Source organism: Sphingomonas sp. C3-2 (assembly GCF_033025475.1).
Taxonomy (GTDB): domain Bacteria; phylum Pseudomonadota; class Alphaproteobacteria; order Sphingomonadales; family Sphingomonadaceae; genus Sphingobium_A.
The window spans coordinates 404047-425782 of the sequence record NZ_CP130322.1 but is presented as its reverse complement, the minus strand read 5'-3'; the positions used below and the strand labels follow the sequence as shown (position 1 = coordinate 425782).

Genomic DNA, 21736 nt, shown 5'->3' with positions numbered 1-21736 from the left:
ACTGCAGCCCGGGACAGGCGGCGCAGACTGCTTGCCCGAGAGAAGGAGATCAGGATGCGTCGATCGAATGTCTGGGCATTATGCGGTGCCATGGTGTTGGCATGGCCGGTAACGGGGCTGGCGAAGGAAGCGCCAGCGGCACACGGCACCGAGCAGCCAGGCGCGCTTGGAACTGAGGGCCAGATCGGGAAGGAAAAACTTGCGCTGAATTTGCTGGCAAGTGCGCCGGTTCGGGCTGAAATGGCCCGGTTGGAAGCGCTTTACCGCAATGATGCGCAAGGCAAGACGCCAGCGGGCGCGGCGACAATCCGCCGCGCGGTGGATTCGATCACGCTCGCCGCGATCCAATATGTCGTGAACGATGATGCGGCGCGGCCAGTGCCGCTCTGGGTGGTCAATGCGCCGCATAGCTGGTCCGGCATAGATGTGCCGCGTTCGGGTTACGGCATCGATAATCCCGACAATGTCTATCGCAACATTCCGATCGACGGGGCTTCGCGCTACGAGATCCGGGGGCGGATTGCCGCGCCGGGGCCGGTGGAGCAGCATTTCGTGCTGATGGATGCGATCCCCGGGACAACCCCGATCACGGCCGAAGGGGGCGCCTTTCTGGGTGCGCTGCGCAGCGACCAGATGCAAATTGCGGCCGATGGCAGCTTTGTGATCTCCGTGGACAGCGAACCCGCTGGTACGCGGCCCAATCACATCCAGACGCCGACCAAGGGGCATTTCCTGATGATCGTGCGCGACCTGTTCACCGACTGGGGCAGCCAGAATGTGATTGCGCTCGATATAAAGCGGGTGGGCGGGCCGGTTGCGCCACCGCCACCAACCGAAAGCGTGCTGGCGCAGCAGGCGGCGGATCTGCTCGCGAAGATCGGGCCCTATTGGGTCGATTACGATAATCGCTTCATCTTCTCGAAGCCGGCGAACGAGCTTACCCCGCCGCGCCACCGGCCGGGCGGGCGCGGGCTATCGGCAAGCGGCCATTTCCGGCTGGCGGATGACGAGGCGCTGATCATGACGCTTGATCCGCTGGGGGCGACGTCGCTGGGCGTACAGGTGACCGATCCTTGGGGTGTCGCCTATGAATATGCCGCCCGTACGAGCAGCCTCAACAACGTGCAGGCGCACAAAAACGCAGACGGGACGATCAGCTATGTCATCGCCATCGCAGACCCGGGTGTGGTCAACTGGCTCGACCCGGAGGGGTATGGGGCGGGTATTTACGCGGTGCGCTGGCAAGGGCTGCCGACGGGCGCGGATGCCACGCGCGCGGTGCGCGACGTTCGGCTGGTGAAGCTGAAGGACCTGAAGGCCGCGCTGCCGGCGGATACGCGCTATGTGACCACGGCCGAGCGCGAGGCGCAGCGAACGGCGCGTGCGGCGAGCCATGCGCGGCGGATGGCCGCGCCCTGATGGGGGAGAGGGCCGGACGCCGCTGAGGTGGCAGGTCCGGCCCTTGCAGCCCGTCAGCGCTGGCGGCGGGCCATGAAGGCGAGGCGTTCGAAGAGCATCACGTCCTGCTCGTTCTTGAGCAGCGCGCCGTGGAGCGGGGGGATTGCCTTGGTGGGATCGCGCGATTGGAGCACGTCGAGCGGCATGTCTTCGGCCAACAGCAGCTTCAGCCAGTCAAGCAACTCGCTGGTCGAGGGCTTTTTCTTGAGGCCGGGGACTTCGCGAACCTCGTAGAAGATGTCCATCGCCTTTTGCACGAGGATCTTCTGGATGCCGGGGAAGTGGACGTCGACGATCGCCTGCATCGTGTCGCGATCGGGGAATTTAATATAGTGGAAGAAGCAGCGGCGCAGGAAGGCGTCGGGCAATTCCTTTTCGTTATTCGAGGTGATGACGACGATCGGGCGTTCCTTGGCCTTCACCGTTTCCTTCGTCTCGTAGACATGGAATTCCATGCGATCGAGTTCCTGGAGAAGATCGTTCGGGAATTCGATATCGGCCTTGTCGATCTCGTCGATCAGCAGCACGGGGAGCTGGGGCGCAGTGAACGCCTCCCACAGCTTGCCCTTGCGGATATAATTGGCGATGTCGTGCACGCGCTCGTCGCCGAGCTGGCCATCGCGCAGGCGGGCGACCGCGTCATATTCATAAAGGCCTTGCTGCGCGCGCGTGGTGGACTTGACGTTCCATTCGATGAGCGGGGCATTCGCCGCCTTGGCGATTTCCTGTGCGAGCACGGTCTTGCCCGTGCCAGGTTCGCCCTTCACCAGCAACGGACGGCGCAGCGTGACCGCGGCATTCACCGCAACCTTCAGATCATCGGTTGCGACATAGTTTTCGGTTCCGCTGAAACGCATATCGTGCCTGTCCTCTGCCTGACGTTCGAGGAAAGCGATAAGGGCTGGGCGGGGCGAGGGCAAGGCGCAAGCCCGGTGCGCGCGGCCTAGAAACGCACCGCGATCGCAGCACTTATGGTGCGCGGAAGCCCGTCGAAACATTCGCCGCGGCCAAGGCAGCTTGTATAGCCGCGCTGGTTGAAGAGATTGGCGGCGTTGAGCGTGAAGGACCATTGCTCGCTTTCGAGCAGGATCAGCGCATCGGCGATGAGATATTCGGGATCGCCGAGCCCGGCCGCGCGATCATAGCCCTCCGTGATATAGCGCGCGCCGGCGCCGAGCCGCAGGACAAGCGTATCGCTGAGCGCGATATCGTTGTTCGCCCAGAGCGTGGCGGTCTGGCGCGGTACGGCGACCGGGCGCAGGCCGGTTTCGGTTTCGCGCGCGCGGGCATGGTTGAACGAGGCGACGAGTTCGAGCGAACCGATGCGCTGCGAGGCCTCTATCTCCACCCCGTGGCTTTTCACGCGACCAGCCTGATGCACGAACCACGGGGCGGTGAAATCGGCGATCAGCCGGTTGCGATCGACCATGTCGTACAGCGCGAGCCCGATATGCGTGCGTGCATGTGGACGCCAGCGCAGGCCGGTTTCGATTACGCGTGCGCGCTGGGGCGCGAGGCTCTGACCGTCGGCATCGACGCCCGCGATCGGCAGGAAGCTTTCCGAATAGCTGGCATAAGGAAGGAGGCCATGGCCGAGATCGCCGGTCAGCGTGACATGGCCGCTGGTGGCCGAATGGGTGCGCCAGCCCATGTCCGTACGCTGCTCCGCCCGGTCATGGCGTGCGCCCAGCGCCAGCGAGATGGCATCTTCGAGCCGGGTTTCAAATTGCGCGTAAAAGCCCGTTTTCTGCTGGCTGCGGGTCAGGCGATCGGGGCGATCATTATTGTCGTGCAGACTGGCATAATCCACGCCTGCGGTGATCCGGTGCAGGAACGGGCCGCTGGCGAGGTCCGCCGTCAGCTGCGTGTCGCTGCCGAACAGGCGCAGGCGCGCGGGCTGGCGGGCGGCGGCGGGGCTACACTGCAGCGGTTGCCCCGGTGTCAGCCCGGCACATGGCGTGGATAATTTATCGCCATGCTGATCGAGATCGCGCGGGGCACGGGTGGTGAGCCATTCGACGCGCAGGCTCTGGCGAACCTCGACATTGGCGGAAAGCTGATGCGCAAAGCGCGCCGAGAGCCAGGTGCTGCTCTGGCGATAGGCGAGAAAGGGTGCGTCATTGGCGGCGATATCGGCCGGGCGTGCGATATTGGGGAGAAAAAGCCCCGCCCAGCCGCTCTCGTCGCGCTGGAACTGGGCTGCGAGGAGCAGGCTGGTATCGGCATCGGGGCGCCAGTCGAGCGCGGCGTTGACGAGCGTGCGACTGTCCCCGACATAATCGCTTTGCGCGGCAGTCTTGCGACGGAGCGCGATGATCCGGCCCGCGAGTGCGTCGCCCGCGACCGGGCCGGTCAGATCAATGCCGGCTTCGCGGCGCTGATAGCTGCCGGTGGCGGCATAGGCTTCGACCGAAGAGATGAACTCGGGGCGCTTGGTAGCGATGTCGACCATGCCGGCCCCCGCCCCGCTGGCGCGCAGCGTGGCGGCCGGGCCGCGCAGAAGCTCAAGGCGGTCGAGCGTGAAATATTCGGGGCGCGAGCCGTTGCGGATGCCGAAGGGGCGAGTGAGCCCGTCCTGGACGACCGGCGCTTCCAGCCCACGGACAAAGCCGTAATCGCCGCGCGGATCGAGCCCATAGGCGTCGAGCGTGGCGCTGGCCGCGTAGCGCAGGCTTTCCTGTAGGCTGAGGGGGCGCGCCGAGGGGAAGAGGCGTTCGGCCTCGGCCGGATCGAGCAGCGGAATTTCCACGAGCCCCGGTGCCGGACAGGGGGCAGTGTCGGATGGTGCAGGATCACATGGAACGGTGCCGGGAACAACTGTGTCGGTGGCAGCGGAGGAAAGGAGCTGGGCGTGAGACGCGCCGGGGAGCGCGAGCATGCCGAGCGCGCAGGCCAGAGGCGCAAGGCGTGTCGGCATGTGCTGGAAATCCCCCCTTTGCCTTCCATTGCCCAGGGGAGGCCGACCCATGCCCGCGACAACGTCTGCGGGCATGGGCATCGGCTTACTGGTCGAGGAAGCTCCGCATCTTGCGGCTGCGGCTCGGATGCTTGAGCTTCCTGAGCGCCTTGGCTTCGATCTGACGGATACGTTCGCGCGTAACCGAGAATTGCTGGCCAACCTCTTCCAGCGTGTGATCGGTGTTCATACCGATACCGAAGCGCATGCGGAGCACGCGTTCTTCACGCGGGGTGAGCGAGGCCAGAACGCGGGTGACGGTTTCCTTGAGGTTCGCCTGAATGGCGGCGTCCACCGGAATGATTGCGTTCTTGTCTTCGATGAAGTCACCGAGATGGCTGTCTTCCTCGTCGCCGATCGGCGTTTCGAGCGAGATCGGCTCCTTGGCGATCTTCATCACCTTGCGCACCTTTTCGAGCGGCATCGACAGACGCTCGGCCATTTCCTCGGGCGTGGGCTCGCGGCCCTGCTCGTGCAGGAACTGGCGGCTGGTGCGGACCAGCTTGTTGATCGTTTCGATCATATGGACCGGAATACGGATCGTGCGCGCCTGATCCGCGATCGAACGCGTGATCGCCTGCCGGATCCACCAGGTGGCATAGGTCGAGAATTTGTAGCCGCGGCGATATTCGAACTTATCGACCGCCTTCATGAGGCCGATATTGCCTTCCTGGATAAGATCCAGGAACTGAAGGCCGCGGTTCGTATATTTCTTGGCGATCGAGATCACGAGGCGAAGATTGGCTTCGACCATCTCCTTCTTCGCGATGCGCGCTTCGCGTTCGCCCTTTTGCACCATATTGACGATGCGACGGAATTCGCTGAGCGACATGCCGGCCGCTTGCGCGATTTCGCTGATCTCGTTGCGGATTCGATCAACGGGGGTCGCTTCGGTTGCGGCAAAGGCGGCCCATTTCTTGTCGAGCTTGGCGACATGTTCGAGCCAGCCATCGTCGAGCTCGTGATCGACATATTCGTCGAGGAACGCCTTGCGCTGAACCTTGTGGCGTTCGGCGAGGCGCAGCATCTGGCCACCAAGCGCGGTCAGGCGGCGGTTGAACGAATAAAGCTGGTCGACCAGATATTCGATCTTTGCGCCGTGGAACTGCACGCTTTCGACCTCTGCGGTGAGGTCTTCGCGCAGCTTCTGATACTTGTTCTCGTCCGATGCAGGGAAGTCATTGCCCGCAGCCAGCGCATCCATGCGCGCGGCCTGCAGTTTCCCGAACTTCTTGTAGAGCGAGGTGATCGTCGCGAACTTTTCGAGCGCGGCAGGCTTCAGCGTCTCTTCCATCTGGGCGAGGCTGAGCGTGTTGTCTTCCTCATCGTCCTCGGCGGGACGTTGGGCACGACGTTCGGTCATCGAATCCTCGTCGTCTTCCGACGCTTCCTCTTCGATGTCCTCTTCTTCCTTGTACGAAGGACCGGCGGTCTTTTCCGAAATTTCGCCGTCGCCTTCCTCATCCTCGTCGGTGAGGCTTTCGGGGGCAGGGTCCTTGGACAGCATCGCGTCGAGATCGAGGATCTCGCGTAGCTGCATCGTGCCTTCGTTGAGCGCGGTCGACCAGTCGATGATCGCGTTGAAGGTTATCGGGCTTTCGCACAGCCCGAGGATCATCGTGTCGCGACCGGCCTCGATCCGCTTGGCGATGGCGATTTCGCCTTCGCGGCTGAGCAGTTCGACAGCGCCCATTTCGCGCAGATACATGCGCACCGGATCGTCGGTACGATCGACGGTTTCGCGCTTTTTCTCCGCGACATTGGGCGTGCCATCGACAGGGTCGACGGCATCGGAATCGTCGTCCTCCGGCTGCTGCTCTTCGCCGTCCTCGCCAGCATCCTCGTTCTCGACGATGTTGACGCCCATTTCGTTGAGCGCGGACATGATGTCTTCGAGCTGGTCGGAGGACATCTGATCCTGAGGCAGGGCCTCGTTGAGCTGATCATAAGTGATGTAGCCGCGCTTTTTGGCGCGTGCGATCAGCTTCTTCAGCGAAGCTTCATTGAGTTCGATGAGGGGGGCATCACCGCCCTCATTTCCCTCGTTGGTCTCCGCTGCGTTCGTCTTAGCCATGTATTCGCCTTGTCCCAAGTCACCCAGCCGACCCGCTCAGACGATTTCGTCATCGCCTTGTGCCAGCGCCGCGAGCCGTCTGTCCGCCTCTTCGCGCGCCTCCCGAAGGCGACGCTGTTCATCAAAATTCTTTTCGTCCGGCTCGGTTTCGAGCCGGGCGGTCGCTGCTGCGAGCGCGGCGTCCAGTTCCGGACGCATCGCTAGCACCTCAATCGCCATAGCCAAATCACGCCGTGCCGTTTCCTTGTCCGCATTGCTGCGCGTGAAGGAAAAGGCAAGCCCGTTTGTCTTTTCAAGCTCTCTGGCAAGCGCGTCGAGGCCAGCATCCGCCAATATGGTATGAAGCCGGTCAAGATCAAGATCGCGAACGGAAAAGCATGCGTCGAGCAGCAGGCGGCGCAGGCCATCGAGCGCAGGATCGGAAATTCGCAGCCCCGATATCATTTCGGCGTGGTCGACCAGCAGCCCCGGATGGCGCAGCAGACCGGCGAAAATCGCGCGCGCCATGCGGATATCGATATCGCCGCCGCTGATCGCACGGGCGGTGCCCGATACCGGACGTTCGGGCGGCTGCCAGCGCCCGCCGGGGCGGCGCGCGCGGAAATCCTGACGAAAGTCCGAACGATATGTCGGCTGGTCGCGGCGGCCCTGCCCGAAATGGGTGGCGAAGCGCTCGCGAAACTCGTTGAAATACTGGTCGCGGACATCGGCGTCGCCGATCGCCTTGGCATGGGCGTTGAGCCGTTGTCGCAACCCGGCGCGCGCCTCGGGCGTGTCGAGCGGTTCGGCCTCGAGTTCGTGGCGCCAGATGCGTTCGGACAGCGGCTCAGGCTGTTCGAGCAGGGCCTCGATTGCCTGGCGGCCGCCCGCGCGGATGAGATCGTCGGGATCCTGCCCGCCGGGGAGCGTGAGAAAGCGGAGCGAGCGGCCGGGCTGGAGATGGGGCAGGGCCCGCTCGATCGCGCGCACCGACGCCTTTTGACCGGCATTGTCGCCGTCGAAGCAGAGAATGGGGGTTTCGGTCATCCGCCACAGCCGTTCGATCTGCATTTCGGTGAGCGCGGTGCCGAGCGGGGCCACGGCTTCCTCGATCCCTGCCTGCGCCAGCGCGATCACGTCCATATAGCCTTCGACCACGACCACGCGACGGGCCTTGCGCACGGCGGGGGCGGCAAGGTCGATATTGTAGAGCGTGCGCCCCTTGTCGAAGAGCGGTGTGTCGGGCGAGTTCAGATATTTGGGTTCGCCTGCGCCGAGGATGCGCCCGCCAAAGGCAATGGTGCGGCCGCGCTGATCGCGAATGGGGAGCATGAGGCGCCCGCGAAACCGGTCATAGGGCTCACGTTTGCGGCTGTTTGCGCCGTCCGTCTCGCCAGCGTCGGGATCGATCAGCAGCCCGGCCTCAATCAACTGGTCGGTGCCGAATTCGCGCAGCGCATCCTTCAGCTTGCCACGCGAATCCGGGGCAAAGCCAAAGCCGAAGGTACGCGCGGTCTTGTCGCTGATGCCGCGTTTCTTGAGATAGGCGCGGGCTTCGGCCCCCTCGATGCCGTGCAGCTGCTCGACGAACCAGGCCTGTGCGGCCTCCATCACGCCGTGGAGCCCTGAGGCGCGGTCGGCGCGGGCCTGTGCCTGTGGATCGGGAGCGGGAACGTCGAGCCCGGCGGACTGGGCGAGTTCCTTCACCGCGTCCATGAAGGGCAGGCCGCGATGATCGGTCATCCAGCGAATGGCATCGCCATGCGCCGAGCAGCCGAAACAGTGATAGAAGCCCTTTTCGTCGTTGATGTAGAAGCTGGGCGTCTTTTCGTTGTGGAAGGGGCAGCATGCCTTGAATTCGCGGCCCGCGCGCTGGATCTTGACCGTCTTGCCGATCAGCCCGGACAGGAGCGTTCGGGCGCGCAGTTCATCCAGAAATTGCGGGGAGAGCGCCACGGTCAGTGTCCCCCAAGGCAGGGCGTTGCCATGGCGCCGCTGGCTTTCGTGCCGGTTTCGTTACCGTGACTGCAGGAAAGGCAGGATGCCATGGCAAAATCCCTATCCCTCCCACCGGGATGGGGAGGGGGTATTGAAATCAGGCGAGCGCGGCTTTCACCAGCGCGCTGGCCTTCGACATGTCGAGCTGGGTGCCGTGACGTTCCTTGAGCAACGCCATCACGCGGCCCATGTCCTTGACCGAGGCAGCGCCGATTTCGGCCTTGATCGCTTCGATCGCGGCGGTGGTGTCCTCGTCGCTCAGCTGGGCGGGAAGGAAACGCTCGATGACGTCGAGTTCGGCCTTCTCGCCAGCGGCGAGTTCGGCGCGGCCACCCTTTTCGTAAAGCTCGATCGATTCGCGGCGCTGCTTGACCATCTTTTGCAGCACTTCGGTGACGAGTGCGTCGTCGTCGGTGACGCTGGAGGCGGTGCGGGCTTCGATGTCGCGGTTCTTGATCGCGGCCTGAATCAGGCGGATCGCATTGGTGGTGGCGGTGTCGCGCGCCTTCATGGCGGCGATCTGCGCGGCTTTGATGTCGTCGCGAATCATCGTCTGCTTTCGGATAGGATCAGTGGAAAGATGGGAATATAGAGTGGTCCGTCGAATTTTAATAGATTGACCCGGAACGGCGTGGCACCTAGTGACCCGGCCGTTTAACCGAAAGCCCAGGAGCAATTGTCATGGCCGACGCCAAATCCCTTCGTGCGCCCGATGGAGCGACGGGGGTGTTGGTTCTGGCCGATGGCGCGGTCCTTTGGGGCCGCGGCTTCGGCGCCGAGGGCAGTGCGGTGGGTGAAATCTGCTTTCACACCGCGATGACCGGCTACCAGGAGATCATGACCGACCCGTCTTTCGCCGGTCAGATCATCAACTTCGCTTTCCCCCACATCGGCAATGTCGGTGCGAATCACGAGGATCTCGAAGCAACCAACCCCCATGCGCTTGGCCTGATCGTCCGTGAGGACGTGACTGGACCGAGCAACTATCGCAGCCAGCAGCGTTTCGATGATTGGCTGAAGGCCAATGGTCGTATCGGCCTGTCGGGCGTCGATACCCGTGCGCTCACCCGCCGGATTCGCGTGAACGGCGCGCCCAATGGCGTGATCGCGCACAATGCCAAGGGCGAGTTCGACATCGACGCGCTTCTGGTACAGGCACGCGCCTGGCCCGGCCTTGAGGGCATGGACCTCGCCAAGGACGTGTCGACGCTGCAGAGCTATCAGTGGCGCGATGGCCTCTGGACCCGCACCGAAGGCTATGCCGAGAACGAAGCCGGCGACGAACGTCCGCATGTCGTGGCGATCGATTACGGCCTGAAGCGCAACATCCTGCGCAACCTTGTCGGAGCCGGCGCGCGCGTGACGGTGGTGAAGGCGACCGCGACCGCCGAGGAAGTGCTGGCGCTCAACCCCGACGGCATCTTCCTGTCGAACGGCCCGGGCGATCCGGCCGCGACCGGCGAATATGCGGTGCCGGTGATCCAGAAGCTGCTCGAAGTCGGCAAGCCGATCTTCGGCATCTGCCTTGGCCACCAGTTGCTGGGCATCGCGGTCGGCGCGAAGACGATCAAGATGCATCAGGGCCACCGCGGCGCGAACCATCCGGTGAAGCGCCTCGACGATGGCCAGGTCGAGATCACGAGCATGAACCACGGTTTCGCGGTCGAGGTGGAAAGCCTGCCCGCAAATGCACGTGCGACCCATGTCTCGCTGTTCGATGGTTCGCTCTGCGGCCTCGAGCTGACCGATCGCCCGGCCTTTTCGGTGCAGTATCACCCCGAGGCGAGCCCCGGCCCGCAGGACAGCCATTATCTGTTCGAGAAGTTCGTGGGACAGCTGGAGAAGAGCGCGTGAGGCCCCAGGCCTCACCCTCTTTTGACGCTTTCCGCAATTCCCCCATTTTCGCTGTTCCGCCAGCGCAGAAAAGATCAGGTTCGTAATGCCCAAACGCACAGACATTTCGTCCATCCTCATCATCGGCGCTGGCCCGATCGTTATCGGTCAGGCCTGCGAGTTCGACTATTCGGGGACCCAGGCGTGCAAGGCGCTGAAGGAGGAGGGCTATCGCATCATCCTCGTCAACTCGAACCCGGCGACGATCATGACCGATCCCGAGTTGGCGGATGCGACCTATGTCGAGCCGATCACGCCTGAAGTGGTGGCCAAGATCATCGAGAAGGAGCGCCCCGATGCGGTGCTGCCGACGATGGGTGGCCAGACCGCGCTCAACACCGCGCTGGCGCTGTTCAACGACGGCACGCTCGAAAAATACGGCTGCCAGATGATCGGCGCCGATGCCGAAGCCATCGACAAGGCGGAAGACCGCCTGAAGTTCCGTGATGCGATGGACAAGATCGGGCTTGAAAGCGCGCGTTCGCGCATTGCGCACACGATCGAGGACGGGATCGCCGCGCTCGATTTCATCGGCCTGCCCGCAATCATCCGTCCCAGCTTCACGCTGGGCGGTACCGGCGGCGGCGTTGCCTATAACAAGGACGAATTCGTCCAGATCGTGACGAGCGGGCTTGAAGCGTCGCCCACGACCGAAGTCCTGATCGAGGAATCGCTCCTCGGCTGGAAAGAATATGAGATGGAAGTGGTGCGCGACCGCAAGGACAACGCGATCATCATCTGCTCCATCGAAAACGTCGACCCGATGGGCGTTCACACCGGGGATTCGATCACCGTCGCGCCCGCGCTGACGCTGACCGACAAGGAATACCAGATCATGCGCAATGCATCGATCGCGGTTCTCCGGGAAATCGGTGTCGAAACAGGCGGTTCGAACGTACAGTTCGCGGTCAATCCGAAGGATGGCCGCCTGATCGTGATCGAGATGAACCCGCGCGTGTCGCGTTCGTCGGCGCTGGCGTCGAAGGCCACCGGTTTCCCGATCGCCAAGGTCGCGGCGAAGCTGGCGATCGGCTACACGCTTGACGAGATCAACAACGATATCACCGGCGCGACGCCGGCGTCGTTCGAACCGACGATCGACTATGTCGTCACCAAGATCCCGCGTTTCGCCTTTGAAAAGTTCAAGGGTTCGGAACCGCTGCTGTCGACCGCGATGAAGTCGGTCGGCGAAGTGATGGCGATTGGCCGCAACATTCATGAATCGATGCAGAAGGCGCTGCGCGGGCTGGAAACCGGTCTGTCGGGCTTCAACATCGTCGACAGCCTGGTCGGCGCGTCGAAGGACGATATCGTTGCCGAACTCGCGCGCCCGACGCCCGATCGCCTGCTGGTGGCGGCCCAGGCGCTGCGCGAAGGCCTGAGCGTCGAGGAAGTCCATCAGGTTGCGAAATATGACCGCTGGTTCCTTGAGCGGATGGCCGAGATCATCGCAGCCGAAGGCGAAGTGCTGGAAAACGGCCTGCCGCGCGATGCCAAGGGCATGCGCCGCCTGAAGGCGATGGGTTTCTCCGACAAGCGCCTGGCCTATCTGGCGCTGCAGTCCGCCAATATCCGCAGCGGCATGGAACGCGCAGTTGCGCGCGGTTCGGGCCTTGTGCGCGAAGCCGTGGTCGCGATGACCGGCGGCGTGACCGAAGAAGAAGTGCGCGCGCTGCGTCACAAGCTGGGCGTGCGCCCGGTCTTCAAGCGGATCGACACCTGCGCGGCCGAATTCGAGGCGAAGACACCGTACATGTATTCGACCTATGAAGCCCCCGCATTCGGCGAGCCCGAATGCGAGGCGGTGCCGTCGGATCGCAAGAAGGTCGTCATCCTCGGCGGTGGCCCCAACCGCATCGGCCAGGGCATTGAGTTCGACTATTGCTGCTGCCATGCCTGCTTCGCGCTTGAGGATGCAGGCTATGAAACCATCATGGTCAACTGCAACCCCGAGACGGTTTCGACCGACTATGACACGTCGGACCGCCTCTATTTCGAACCGCTGACCGCTGAAGACGTGCTCGAAATCCTGCATGTCGAGCAGCAGAACGGCACGCTGGCCGGCGTGATCGTGCAGTTTGGCGGGCAGACCCCGCTGAAGCTGGCGCAGGCGCTTGAGGATGCGGGCATCCCGATCCTCGGCACCAGCCCCGACGCAATCGACCTTGCCGAAGACCGCGAGCGTTTTGCCGCGCTGATCAACAAGCTGGAACTGCTCCAGCCCGCCAACGGCATCGCGCGTAGCCGCGAGGAAGCGATCGCGGTGGCCGACCGCATCGGTTACCCCGTGCTGATCCGTCCCAGCTATGTGCTTGGCGGCCGCGCGATGGAAATCGTCGACGGCCAGCAGCAGCTGGAAGACTACATCCAGACCGCGGTTCAGGTGTCGGGCGAATCCCCGGTGCTGATCGACCAGTATCTGCGCGATGCGATCGAGGTGGACGTCGATGCGATCTGCGACGGCGACGATGTCGTCGTGGCGGGCGTGCTGCAGCATATCGAGGAAGCCGGCGTCCATTCGGGCGACAGCGCCTGCACGCTGCCGCCGTATAACCTTTCGGCCGAGATCATCGCCGAGATCGAGCGTCAGACCGAGCTTCTGGCCCGTTCGCTCAACGTGCTTGGCCTGATGAACATCCAGTTCGCGGTGAAGGACGGGAAGGTCTATCTGATCGAAGTGAACCCGCGCGCCAGCCGTACGGTACCTTTCGTTGCCAAGGCCATCGGCCAGCCCATCGCCAAGATCGCCGCGCGCGTGATGGCGGGGGAAAAGCTGAAGGCGCTGCCGACGATCGATCGCCACGCGATCAACCATATCGCGGTGAAGGAAGCCGTATTCCCGTTCGCACGCTTCCCCGGCGTCGATCCGGTGCTGTCGCCGGAAATGAAGTCGACCGGCGAAGTGATGGGCATCGACAAGGATTTCGCGATTGCCTTTGCCAAGTCGCAGCTTGGCATGGGGGACGATCTGCCGAACGAAGGCGCGGTGTTCGTCAGCGTGAAGGACAGCGACAAGCCGATCGTTCTGCCCGGCGTCCAACTGCTCGCGGAGATGGGGTTCACCATCCTTGCGACCGGTGGCACCGCCGAATTCCTTGAAAATGCAGGGATTGTGGTCGAACGCGTGAACAAGGTTGCTCAGGGCCGCCCGAACATCGTGGATCGGATCAAGGATGGCGGCGTCCACCTGATCTTCAACACGACCGAAGGCTGGCTGAGCCATAAGGACTCCAAATCGATCCGCGTTTCGGCGCTGTTGGGGAAGGTGCCTTATTACACGACGGCGACTGCAAGCGTGGCCGCCGCCAAGGCAATTCAGGCACTTCGCAACCAGAGCCTTGAAGTACGGTCGCTCCAATCCTATTATTCCCTTTCGCACGCCTGATCCCGACAAGTTATTGTATGGCGGGCGGCTCCAATTCATCCGGGGCCGCTAGGGGGAAGTATTTTTTACGAAGGACAGTTGGATGGCGACCGTCGAAAAGATGCCAATGCTGGCAGAAGGCTATGAGAAGCTGACGGAGGATCTCCGTCGTCTCAAGGCAGAGCGCCCGCAGATCGTGGATGCGATCGAGGAAGCGCGCGCGCATGGGGATCTTTCGGAAAATGCCGAATATCATGCGGCAAAGGAACGTCAGGGGCAGGTGGAAGCGTCGATCGCGGACATCGAAGATCGCCTCAGCCGTGCACAGATTATCGATCCCACGACGCTTTCGGGCGACAAGGTGATCTTTGGTGCAACGGTGACGCTGTTGGATGAAAACGACAAGCCGGTGAAATACCAGATTGTCGGCCAGACCGAGGCGGATGCCAAGGTGGGGCGGATTTCGTATAATTCGCCGCTCGGCCGTGCGCTGATCGGCCGTCAGATCGACGACGATGTTGAGGTTTCGGTTCCTTCGGGCGACCGTTATTACCTGATCTCGAAGATCGAGTTCATCTGACGACGATGCGCCTTCCGCAAGGAAAGCTTACCAACGCGCTGGTGATCATCACCAGCGCGTTTTGGTTATTGGCGACCGTGCTTGGCCTGCAGGACTATGCCGCCGGAGCAATGGGGATGATGCCTGCGCGGATCAGCGGCGCGCTTGTGCTGGAAGGCGCGCTGCCGGCTTGGCTCACGCCGCTGTCGGCCACGCTGGTTCATGCCGATCTGATCCATCTCGGCTTCAACATGCTCATGCTGGTGTATTGCGGGCGGTTCGTCGAACTGGCGCTGGGTGTGCGCGGGTTGGCGCTGCTCTATGTCATCGGCGCCTATGCCGCGGGCGCCGCCGAATATTTCTGGAGCCCGGCGAGCCTTGTCCCGATGGTGGGAGCGAGCGGGGCGATCTCGGCGGTCTTCGGCGCCTATGCGATGCTGTTCGGGCGCAACGATGTGTCCGCCGTGGGCCCCGCGACCGCGCGGTTCATCCGGATAATCTGGCTGGCGGTGGCGTGGATCGCCATTCAGGGGCTGGTCGCGGTGGCGAGTTGGGGCACGATGACGCGGATCGCTATTGCCGCGCATATCGGCGGGTTCATCGCCGGGTTGCTGCTGGCGCGTCCGCTATTATTGTTGCGCTTTCGGCGCGCCTGATACGAAAAACCCCGCAGGGCGTGTGCCGTGCGGGGTTTTTCGATGATCCGATGATCAGCCCTTGGTGGCGGGCTCGATCATTTCCGGCTGCAGCAGCCGGTGGAGATGCACGACGACATACTTCATTTCGGCATCGTCAACGGTGCGCTGGGCAGCCGCGCGCCAGGCCTTTTCGGCGGCCTGGTAGTCAGGGAATACGCCGACGATATCGATCGACTTGAGATCGTCGAATTCAAGCGTCTGGGGGTCGCTGACGCGGCCGCCAAAGACGAGATGCAATTTGCTCATGGGGGGTCACCAATTCGTATTGAATGGGTGGACTTCCTAGGCAAATCTGCCTGTGCCGTCAATGCCGGAACTTCACATAATTCCCGTAAACCGGGCTTTTGGGCGTGGGTGTCCGGCATTTCTGGTCGAAGGGTCAGGGTTTATTTGTTTTGTTACCAACTGAATTTTTGGCGGCAGAGCCAGCTTCTTCCACCGCCGAGACAACCGACGAAATAATCTGGCTGATTTGGCTCTTGGCAGCATCCTTATTGATCCCGAGCGCGTCGAGCTTGTGCTGGCCGGCTTCCTTTGCCGCCCTTGCGGCGCCGCTGGCGGTTTCGCTGATTTTCTTGCTCGCATTGCCGAGTGCCTTGGACTCGCGCTGGGTGCGGGGCAGGAGCGCACCGGCCAGCGCGCCCACCGCAATGCCGCCGATCAGGAAGGCGAGGGGGTTTTCCTGAACCTTCTGCGCGGTCTTGTCCTTGGCGGCGCGGGCGTTGGCCTGCGCGCTGGCATAGGCGTGATCGGCCTTTTCGCGCGAGGTCGCGTAGAACTGGCCGGCCTTTTCCTTGCCGCTGTGCAGCGCGTCGCTGGCCTTGGCGCGGCTTGCGCTATAGGCCGCCTGCGTTTTTTCACGCGCATTGTGCGCGGAGTCGCGAACATGCTCGCTCGCCGAACCGAGCTTTTCGCCGGCCAGATCGGCCACCTTGCGGGCACTCTCGCTGATCTTGTTGGTCATCGCTCATTCTCCGTTGCGACAGGCGCGAGGGGCGCGCCGATATGGGTGGATTGGTCCTGGACCTGAAACTCGCTTGCGGGCGTATCGGTTGCCCGCAGCCGATCATATGCGCCAACCAGTGCGCGCCATAGGGGCGCCCGAAAGGCGTAGGCGGCAGCGGCCGCGCCAACACCGGCCGCCGCGAGCGGACGGGCGCGGGCGAATTCGACGCCTTCCAGCGCCAGTTCCGATGCCTTTTCGCGCAGTTCGCCTACGGCTTCATCGAGCAGGGCGGCGGGCTTCAACCGCTGTTGAAGATTTAGGAGCGTGCCGTTGAGCCGGGCGCGGGCGGCCTCGGCCTCGGAACGGCGGCGTTCGAGGTTGTCTTCAAGCGCGCTCATGCCCGCCTCCTTATGGCGCGGCGGACCTTGCGCGTGATGAGCGCGAACAGGATGGCGGCAATGCCCATTGCGAGGAGCGCGACGCAGAGCGCAGCCAGCGCCATGCCGATAAGCGGGGCGAGGGCAAAGGTGGCGGCCAGCAGCAGCAGGAACAGCGCGGACGCGGATAGCAACGCCGCGAGCGCCGCAAAGGCCAGATATTTGCGGTAATCGGCGACACGGTACGCCGCCTCGGCGCGATACAGCGCGATCTCGGCCTTAACGAAATCCTCGGCATCATCGACGAGCCGCGCGATCACATCGCCAATGCTTTCGTCTGGCCCCCGCGTGGACGCGGGGGCAGGATCCGTTTCCGCGTGCGGTGCCCCCGGTTCCTGCATCAGACGGCGTCGGGGCCGGATGGCGGCGCGTTATTCGCGCTTTCAGCCTTGTCGGCCGCATCGTCCTTCGTGCCGGACGCCTTGACGAGACGCGCGAGGACGAAGCCGACGGCCGCGGCGGCGCCGATGGCGACAGCCGGGCTTTTGCGGACGAAATCGCCCGCATCCTTGACGATGTCGTCGACTTCCTTGCCACGCAGCGAGGTGGCGAAACCGGACATCGCGTCGGCGGCCTTGCGCGCATAATCGCCATATTGATTGCCGACGCGCTCATCGACCGTGCTCGAGGCATCGGTGATCAGCTTGGCGATATTGTCGAGCGCATCGGTGGTGCGATCCTTGCCCTGATTGGCGAGTTCACGAACCTTGTCGCCCGCCTGATCGCGCAGCGCGCGGGCTTCCTTCTTCACATTCTCGGTCGCTTCGCCAGCGGTTTCGCGGAAGCTGCGAGCCTTGGCGGCGGCTTCTTCGCCGATCGCGGCACCAGCGCCAGCGGCTTCCTGCGCCACCGGCGTCAGAATATCGTCCGCAGAGACGCTGTTGTCCGAGGGCTTGCCGGACGAGGGGGGCGTCGTGGCCATGGTCGGTTCTCCTAAGCTACGGAATTGCGAGGCATCATTTCGATTCACACTAATAACAATCGGGTGTCTTTGTGGGTTCCGCAAGGATTTCCCGCCAATTGCCTTTGTTCAGCCTTCCGGATAGGAGGCCGCCATTCAATTCAGTCCAGCCATGAAAGCGAACATCATGACCGCGATTATCGACGTTCACGCACGCCAGATCATCGACAGCCGGGGCAATCCGACCGTTGAAGTCGATATCTCGCTGGAAGACGGCAGCTTCGGCCGCGCGGCGGTGCCCTCGGGCGCCTCGACCGGTGCGCATGAAGCGGTTGAAAAGCGCGACGGCGACAAGGGCTATTATCTCGGCAAGGGTGTGACCCAGGCGATCGAAGCCGTGAACGGCGAAATCGCCGAGGCAATCCTGGGCCTCGACGCCGAAGATCAGGCTGAAGTCGATGCCGCGATGATCGAACTCGACGGCACCGATAACAAGGGCCGCCTCGGTGCGAACGCGATCCTCGGCGTCAGCCTTGCCACCGCCAAGGCCGCCGCCGATTCGCGCGGCCTGCCGCTCTATCGCTATGTCGGCGGTGTTGCCGCGCATGTGCTGCCGGTGCCGATGATGAACATCATCAATGGCGGCGAACATGCCGACAACCCGATCGATTTCCAGGAATTCATGATCATGCCCGTCGGCGCCGAAAGCCTGGCGGAAGCGGTGCGTTACGGGGCGGAAATCTTTCACACGCTGAAGAAGGGCCTGTCAGAAAAAGGTCTGTCGACCGCGGTTGGCGACGAAGGTGGCTTTGCGCCCAATCTGGCATCGACCACCGATGCGCTCGATTTCATCATGGCGAGCATCGAAAAGGCCGGTTTCAAGCCGGGCGACGACGTGATGGTGGCGCTCGATTGCGCATCGACCGAATTCTTCAAGAACGGCGCCTATCACATGGAAGGCGAGGGCAAGACGTTCTCTTCGGCTGAAATGGCCGATTACCTGGCCGATCTGTGCGCGCGCTACCCGATCGTTTCGATCGAGGACGGCATGGCCGAAGACGATTTCGAAGGCTGGAAGATCCTGACCGACAAGATCGGTAAGACCGTGCAGCTGGTGGGTGACGATCTGTTCGTGACTAATCCGAAGCGCCTGCGCGAAGGCATTGCCGGCGGCCTTGCCAACTCGCTGCTGGTGAAGGTGAACCAGATCGGCACGCTGAGCGAAACGCTTGAAGCCGTGACGACCGCGCAGCGCGCCGGCTACACGGCCGTGATGTCGCACCGTTCGGGTGAAACCGAAGACGCGACGATCGCCGACCTCGCGGTTGCCACCAATTGCGGTCAGATCAAGACCGGCAGCCTTGCGCGTTCGGACCGGCTCGCCAAGTACAACCAGCTGATCCGCATCGAGGAAGAGCTGGGCAGCGTGGCACGTTATGCCGGCCGCTCGATCTTTGCGGGCAAGCGCTGAGACAAACCTTTTCAAGGGCCTGGCCGGAGTGTGCCGGGCCCTTGTGTGTCAACGATGGTGCATTCGGCGAATCGAGCGGAAAATCGCTTGATTCGCCGAGTCGCATGTGATTCAAAGTGTCACAATGAAGAAGGGTAAATCATCATTCGCGCTTTTGCGCTCCGCCGCGCCGACGGCGATGATGATGCTCGTCATTGCCCTTTTTGGCGGATATGCCGTTATCGGCAATAATGGCGTTCTGGCATGGGGCGATTACAGCCGCCAGCTGGAGCAGAGCCGGGGTGAGCTTGCCCGGCTTGAAAAGGAAAAGGCGGTGCTCGCCAATCGCGTGGCGCTGCTCGACCCGAAAAAGGCCAATCCTGACATGGCGGACGAGCTAATTCGCCGCGAATTGGGGCTTGCCCATCCCGATGAAGTGATCGTTCCGCTTAATTGAACACAAACGCGTTAGAAAATTGCGCGTTGCCGTTGCGGAATCCGGTGATCCCGGCCTATAGACCAGCGTTCTTAATCCCCTCCCTAGGTGAACGAATTGGCTAGATCATCCTCAGCGAAATCTCCCAGCAAGGCGCCCCAAAGCGCCGCAGTTCCGGCAAGCAATCGTGAGCGCCCGAAGGAGCCGCAACGATACAAGGCCAGCAAGGACGAACTGCTGGAATTTTATCGCGAGATGCTGCTCATCCGCCGCTTCGAGGAAAAGGCCGGCCAGCTTTACGGTCTCGGCCTGATCGGCGGTTTCTGTCATCTTTATATCGGCCAAGAAGCCGTTGCCGTCGGCCTTCAGTCGGCGCTCGATTCCAAGACCGACAGCGTGATTACGGGCTACCGCGACCATGGCCATATGCTGGCCTACGGCATCGACCCCAAGGTGATCATGGCCGAGCTGACTGGCCGCGAAGCCGGGATTTCGCGTGGCAAGGGCGGCTCGATGCACATGTTCTCGGTCGAGCATAAATTTTACGGCGGCCACGGCATTGTGGGCGCCCAAGTGTCGCTGGGCGCGGGGCTTGCGTTCAAGCACAAATATGCCGGCGATGGCGGCGTTGCTATGGCCTATTTCGGCGATGGCGCAGCGAACCAGGGCCAGGTGTATGAAAGCTTCAACATGGCCGAGCTGTGGAAGCTTCCGATCATCTTCGTGATCGAGAACAACCAATATGCCATGGGCACATCGGTCAACCGCGCGTCGGCCGAAGACCAGCTTTACCGTCGCGGCGAAAGCTTCCGTATCCCCGGCCTGCAGGTCGACGGGATGGACGTGCTCGCGGTGCGTGGCGCGGCTGAAGAAGCCGTCGAATGGGTGCGCAGCGGGAAGGGCCCAATCCTTCTCGAGCTCAAGACCTATCGCTATCGTGGCCACTCGATGTCCGACCCCGCCAAATACCGTTCGCGTGACGAAGTGCAGGCGGTGCGCGAAAAGTCCGACCCGATCGAGGCCGCGAAGCGCGAGCTGGAAAAGCTGGGCGTGAGCGAAGACGCGCTCAAGGATATCGACAAGGAAATTCGCGCGATCGTGTCCGAAGCGGCCGATTTCGCTGAAACCTCGCCGGAGCCGGATGCCTCCGAACTCTATACCGACGTGCTGGTGGACGAATATTGATGGCTGTGGAACTTAAGATGCCCGCGCTTTCTCCCACGATGGAGGAAGGCACGCTCGCCAAGTGGCTCGTCAAGGAAGGCGACGAAGTGAAATCCGGCGACATTCTAGCCGAGATCGAAACCGACAAGGCGACGATGGAATTCGAGGCCGTTGACGAAGGCACGATCGCCAAGATCCTTGTGGCCGAAGGCACTGACGGCGTGAAGGTGGGTACGGTGATCGCGCTGATCGGCGGCGAGGATGAAGACGTTGCCGCCCCTGCCGCTGCCCCCAAGGCCGAAGCTGCCCCGGTTGTCGAAGCGGCGCCCAAGGCGGCTGCCAAGCCCGCAGAACCCAAGGTGGCTGTGGCCGATCCGGCCATTCCCGCCGGTACCGAAATGGTGAAGACCACGGTCCGCGAAGCGCTGCGCGATGCGATGGCCGAGGAAATGCGCGCCGACGACCGCGTGTTCGTGATGGGCGAGGAAGTCGCCGAATATCAGGGCGCGTACAAGGTGACGCAGGGCCTGCTCGAGGAATTCGGCCCGCGCCGCGTGATCGACACGCCGATCACCGAATATGGCTTTGCCGGCATCGGCACGGGCGCGGCGATGGCGGGGCTTCGCCCGGTCGTCGAGTTCATGACGTTCAACTTCGCCATGCAGGCGATCGACCACATCATCAACTCGGCCGCCAAGACCAACTATATGTCGGGTGGCCAGATGCGGTGCCCGATCGTGTTCCGTGGCCCGAACGGCGCGGCCAGCCGCGTGGGCGCGCAGCACAGCCAGAATTACGGCCCCTGGTATGCCAGCGTGCCCGGTCTGGTCGTGATTGCACCCTATGACGCGGCCGACGCCAAGGGGCTGCTCAAGGCGGCGATCCGTTCAAACGATCCGGTCGTCTTCCTCGAAAATGAGTTGATGTACGGCCGCAGCTTCGACGTGCCCAAGCTCGACGATTATGTCCTGCCGATCGGTAAGGCGCGGATCATACGCGAAGGCAGCGATGTCACGCTCGTCAGCTATTCGATTGGCGTCGGTATCGCGCTTGATGCCGCCGAAAAGCTCGCGGCGGAAGGCATCGACGCCGAGGTGATCGATCTGCGCACCCTGCGCCCGCTCGACACCGAAACCGTGCTCAAGAGCCTGAAGAAGACCAACCGCATGGTCGTGGTCGAAGAAGGCTGGCCGGTCTGCTCGATCGCGAGCGAGATCGTGACGGTGGCGATGGAACAGGGCTTCGACGATCTCGACGCACCGGTTCTGCGCGTGACCAACGAGGACGTGCCGCTGCCCTATGCGGCGAACCTTGAAAAGCTGGCGCTTGTCGATGCGGACCGCGTCGTTGCGGCGGTGAAGAAGGTTACGTACCGCTGAGGTGATTGCCCGCCCCGGGAAAGCCGGGGCGGGTATTATTCGTC

Annotated in this window: 19 protein-coding genes; 9 read left to right on the top strand and 10 right to left on the bottom strand. The window is 62.8% G+C overall.

Translation table 11 applies throughout. From position 1 onward, the window contains the following. Window positions 1-54: 54 nt before the first annotated feature. Window positions 55-1419 carry a DUF1214 domain-containing protein gene (locus QYC26_RS01975; RefSeq protein ID WP_317513731.1) on the top strand — a complete coding sequence of 455 codons (1365 nt, stop codon included), beginning with the start codon at window positions 55-57 and terminating at the stop codon, window positions 1417-1419. A 53-nt stretch (window positions 1420-1472) separates the two neighbouring features. Here QYC26_RS01975 and QYC26_RS01970 read toward each other — a convergent pair whose 3' ends face one another. The 5 genes from QYC26_RS01970 to QYC26_RS01950 all read right to left on the bottom strand — a co-directional run bounded on the left by QYC26_RS01970 (window position 1473) and on the right by QYC26_RS01950 (window position 9015). Next, on the bottom strand, window positions 1473-2315 hold the full coding sequence (locus QYC26_RS01970; protein WP_317513730.1) for a MoxR family ATPase: 843 nt from the start codon (window positions 2313-2315) through the stop codon (window positions 1473-1475). An 86-nt stretch (window positions 2316-2401) separates the two neighbouring features. Further along, on the bottom strand, window positions 2402-4375 hold the full coding sequence (locus tag QYC26_RS01965; protein WP_317513729.1) for a TonB-dependent siderophore receptor: 1974 nt from the start codon (window positions 4373-4375) through the stop codon (window positions 2402-2404). 85 nt (window positions 4376-4460) lie between these two features. After that, window positions 4461-6488: an RNA polymerase sigma factor RpoD gene (gene rpoD, locus QYC26_RS01960; protein ID WP_317513728.1), complete on the bottom strand. Its 2028-nt coding sequence runs from the start codon at window positions 6486-6488 to the stop codon at window positions 4461-4463. Window positions 6489-6524: 36 nt separating this feature from the next. Further along, complete coding sequence (dnaG, locus tag QYC26_RS01955) at window positions 6525-8423, bottom strand: DNA primase (RefSeq protein ID WP_317513727.1); 1899 nt, start codon at window positions 8421-8423, stop codon at window positions 6525-6527. 139 nt (window positions 8424-8562) lie between these two features. Beyond that, on the bottom strand, window positions 8563-9015 hold the full coding sequence (locus tag QYC26_RS01950; protein WP_317513726.1) for a GatB/YqeY domain-containing protein: 453 nt from the start codon (window positions 9013-9015) through the stop codon (window positions 8563-8565). A 131-nt stretch (window positions 9016-9146) separates the two neighbouring features. Between QYC26_RS01950 and carA the strand changes: the two genes are divergently transcribed. The 4 genes from carA to QYC26_RS01930 all read left to right on the top strand — a co-directional run bounded on the left by carA (window position 9147) and on the right by QYC26_RS01930 (window position 14937). After that, entirely contained in the window at window positions 9147-10319 is a 1173-nt protein-coding gene (gene carA, locus QYC26_RS01945; RefSeq protein WP_317513725.1) for a glutamine-hydrolyzing carbamoyl-phosphate synthase small subunit, read from the top strand. A gap of 85 nt (window positions 10320-10404) precedes the next feature. Beyond that, on the top strand, window positions 10405-13743 hold the full coding sequence (carB, locus tag QYC26_RS01940; protein ID WP_317513724.1) for a carbamoyl-phosphate synthase large subunit: 3339 nt from the start codon (window positions 10405-10407) through the stop codon (window positions 13741-13743). Window positions 13744-13825: 82 nt separating this feature from the next. Further along, window positions 13826-14302, top strand: coding sequence for a transcription elongation factor GreA (gene greA, locus QYC26_RS01935; protein ID WP_317513723.1), 477 nt, complete (start codon window positions 13826-13828; stop codon window positions 14300-14302). Between the two features lie 5 nt (window positions 14303-14307). Beyond that, complete coding sequence (locus tag QYC26_RS01930) at window positions 14308-14937, top strand: rhomboid family intramembrane serine protease (protein WP_317513722.1); 630 nt, start codon at window positions 14308-14310, stop codon at window positions 14935-14937. Between the two features lie 54 nt (window positions 14938-14991). On the opposite strand, the gene QYC26_RS01925 is transcribed toward QYC26_RS01930, so the two are convergent. The 5 genes from QYC26_RS01925 to QYC26_RS01905 form a co-directional block, all read right to left on the bottom strand. Next, window positions 14992-15225: a DUF4170 domain-containing protein gene (locus QYC26_RS01925; RefSeq protein ID WP_317513721.1), complete on the bottom strand. Its 234-nt coding sequence runs from the start codon at window positions 15223-15225 to the stop codon at window positions 14992-14994. Window positions 15226-15358: 133 nt separating this feature from the next. Further along, window positions 15359-15943: a hypothetical protein gene (locus QYC26_RS01920; protein ID WP_317513720.1), complete on the bottom strand. Its 585-nt coding sequence runs from the start codon at window positions 15941-15943 to the stop codon at window positions 15359-15361. Then, window positions 15940-16323: a DUF3618 domain-containing protein gene (locus tag QYC26_RS01915; RefSeq protein WP_317513719.1), complete on the bottom strand. Its 384-nt coding sequence runs from the start codon at window positions 16321-16323 to the stop codon at window positions 15940-15942. The genes QYC26_RS01920 and QYC26_RS01915 overlap by 4 nt, the downstream gene beginning before the upstream one ends. Then, window positions 16320-16622, bottom strand: coding sequence for a phage holin family protein (locus tag QYC26_RS01910; RefSeq protein WP_317513718.1), 303 nt, complete (start codon window positions 16620-16622; stop codon window positions 16320-16322). The genes QYC26_RS01915 and QYC26_RS01910 overlap by 4 nt, the downstream gene beginning before the upstream one ends. Before the next feature lie 80 nt (window positions 16623-16702). Further along, complete coding sequence (locus QYC26_RS01905; RefSeq protein WP_317513717.1) at window positions 16703-17284, bottom strand: hypothetical protein; 582 nt, start codon at window positions 17282-17284, stop codon at window positions 16703-16705. Between the two features lie 166 nt (window positions 17285-17450). Here QYC26_RS01905 and eno point away from each other — a divergent pair, with 166 nt between their 5' ends. The 4 genes from eno (at window position 17451) to QYC26_RS01885 (ending at window position 21692) form a co-directional block, all read left to right on the top strand. Further along, entirely contained in the window at window positions 17451-18734 is a 1284-nt protein-coding gene (gene eno / locus QYC26_RS01900; protein ID WP_317513716.1) for a phosphopyruvate hydratase, read from the top strand. A gap of 124 nt (window positions 18735-18858) precedes the next feature. Beyond that, window positions 18859-19170: an FtsB family cell division protein gene (locus QYC26_RS01895; RefSeq protein WP_317513715.1), complete on the top strand. Its 312-nt coding sequence runs from the start codon at window positions 18859-18861 to the stop codon at window positions 19168-19170. Between the two features lie 96 nt (window positions 19171-19266). Next, window positions 19267-20334 (top strand): pyruvate dehydrogenase (acetyl-transferring) E1 component subunit alpha, encoded by a 1068-nt coding sequence (pdhA, locus tag QYC26_RS01890; RefSeq protein WP_317513714.1) that lies wholly within the window; start codon window positions 19267-19269, stop codon window positions 20332-20334. Then, window positions 20334-21692: a pyruvate dehydrogenase complex E1 component subunit beta gene (locus QYC26_RS01885; protein ID WP_317513713.1), complete on the top strand. Its 1359-nt coding sequence runs from the start codon at window positions 20334-20336 to the stop codon at window positions 21690-21692. The genes pdhA and QYC26_RS01885 overlap by 1 nt, the downstream gene beginning before the upstream one ends. The last annotated feature ends 44 nt before the right edge of the window (window positions 21693-21736 follow it).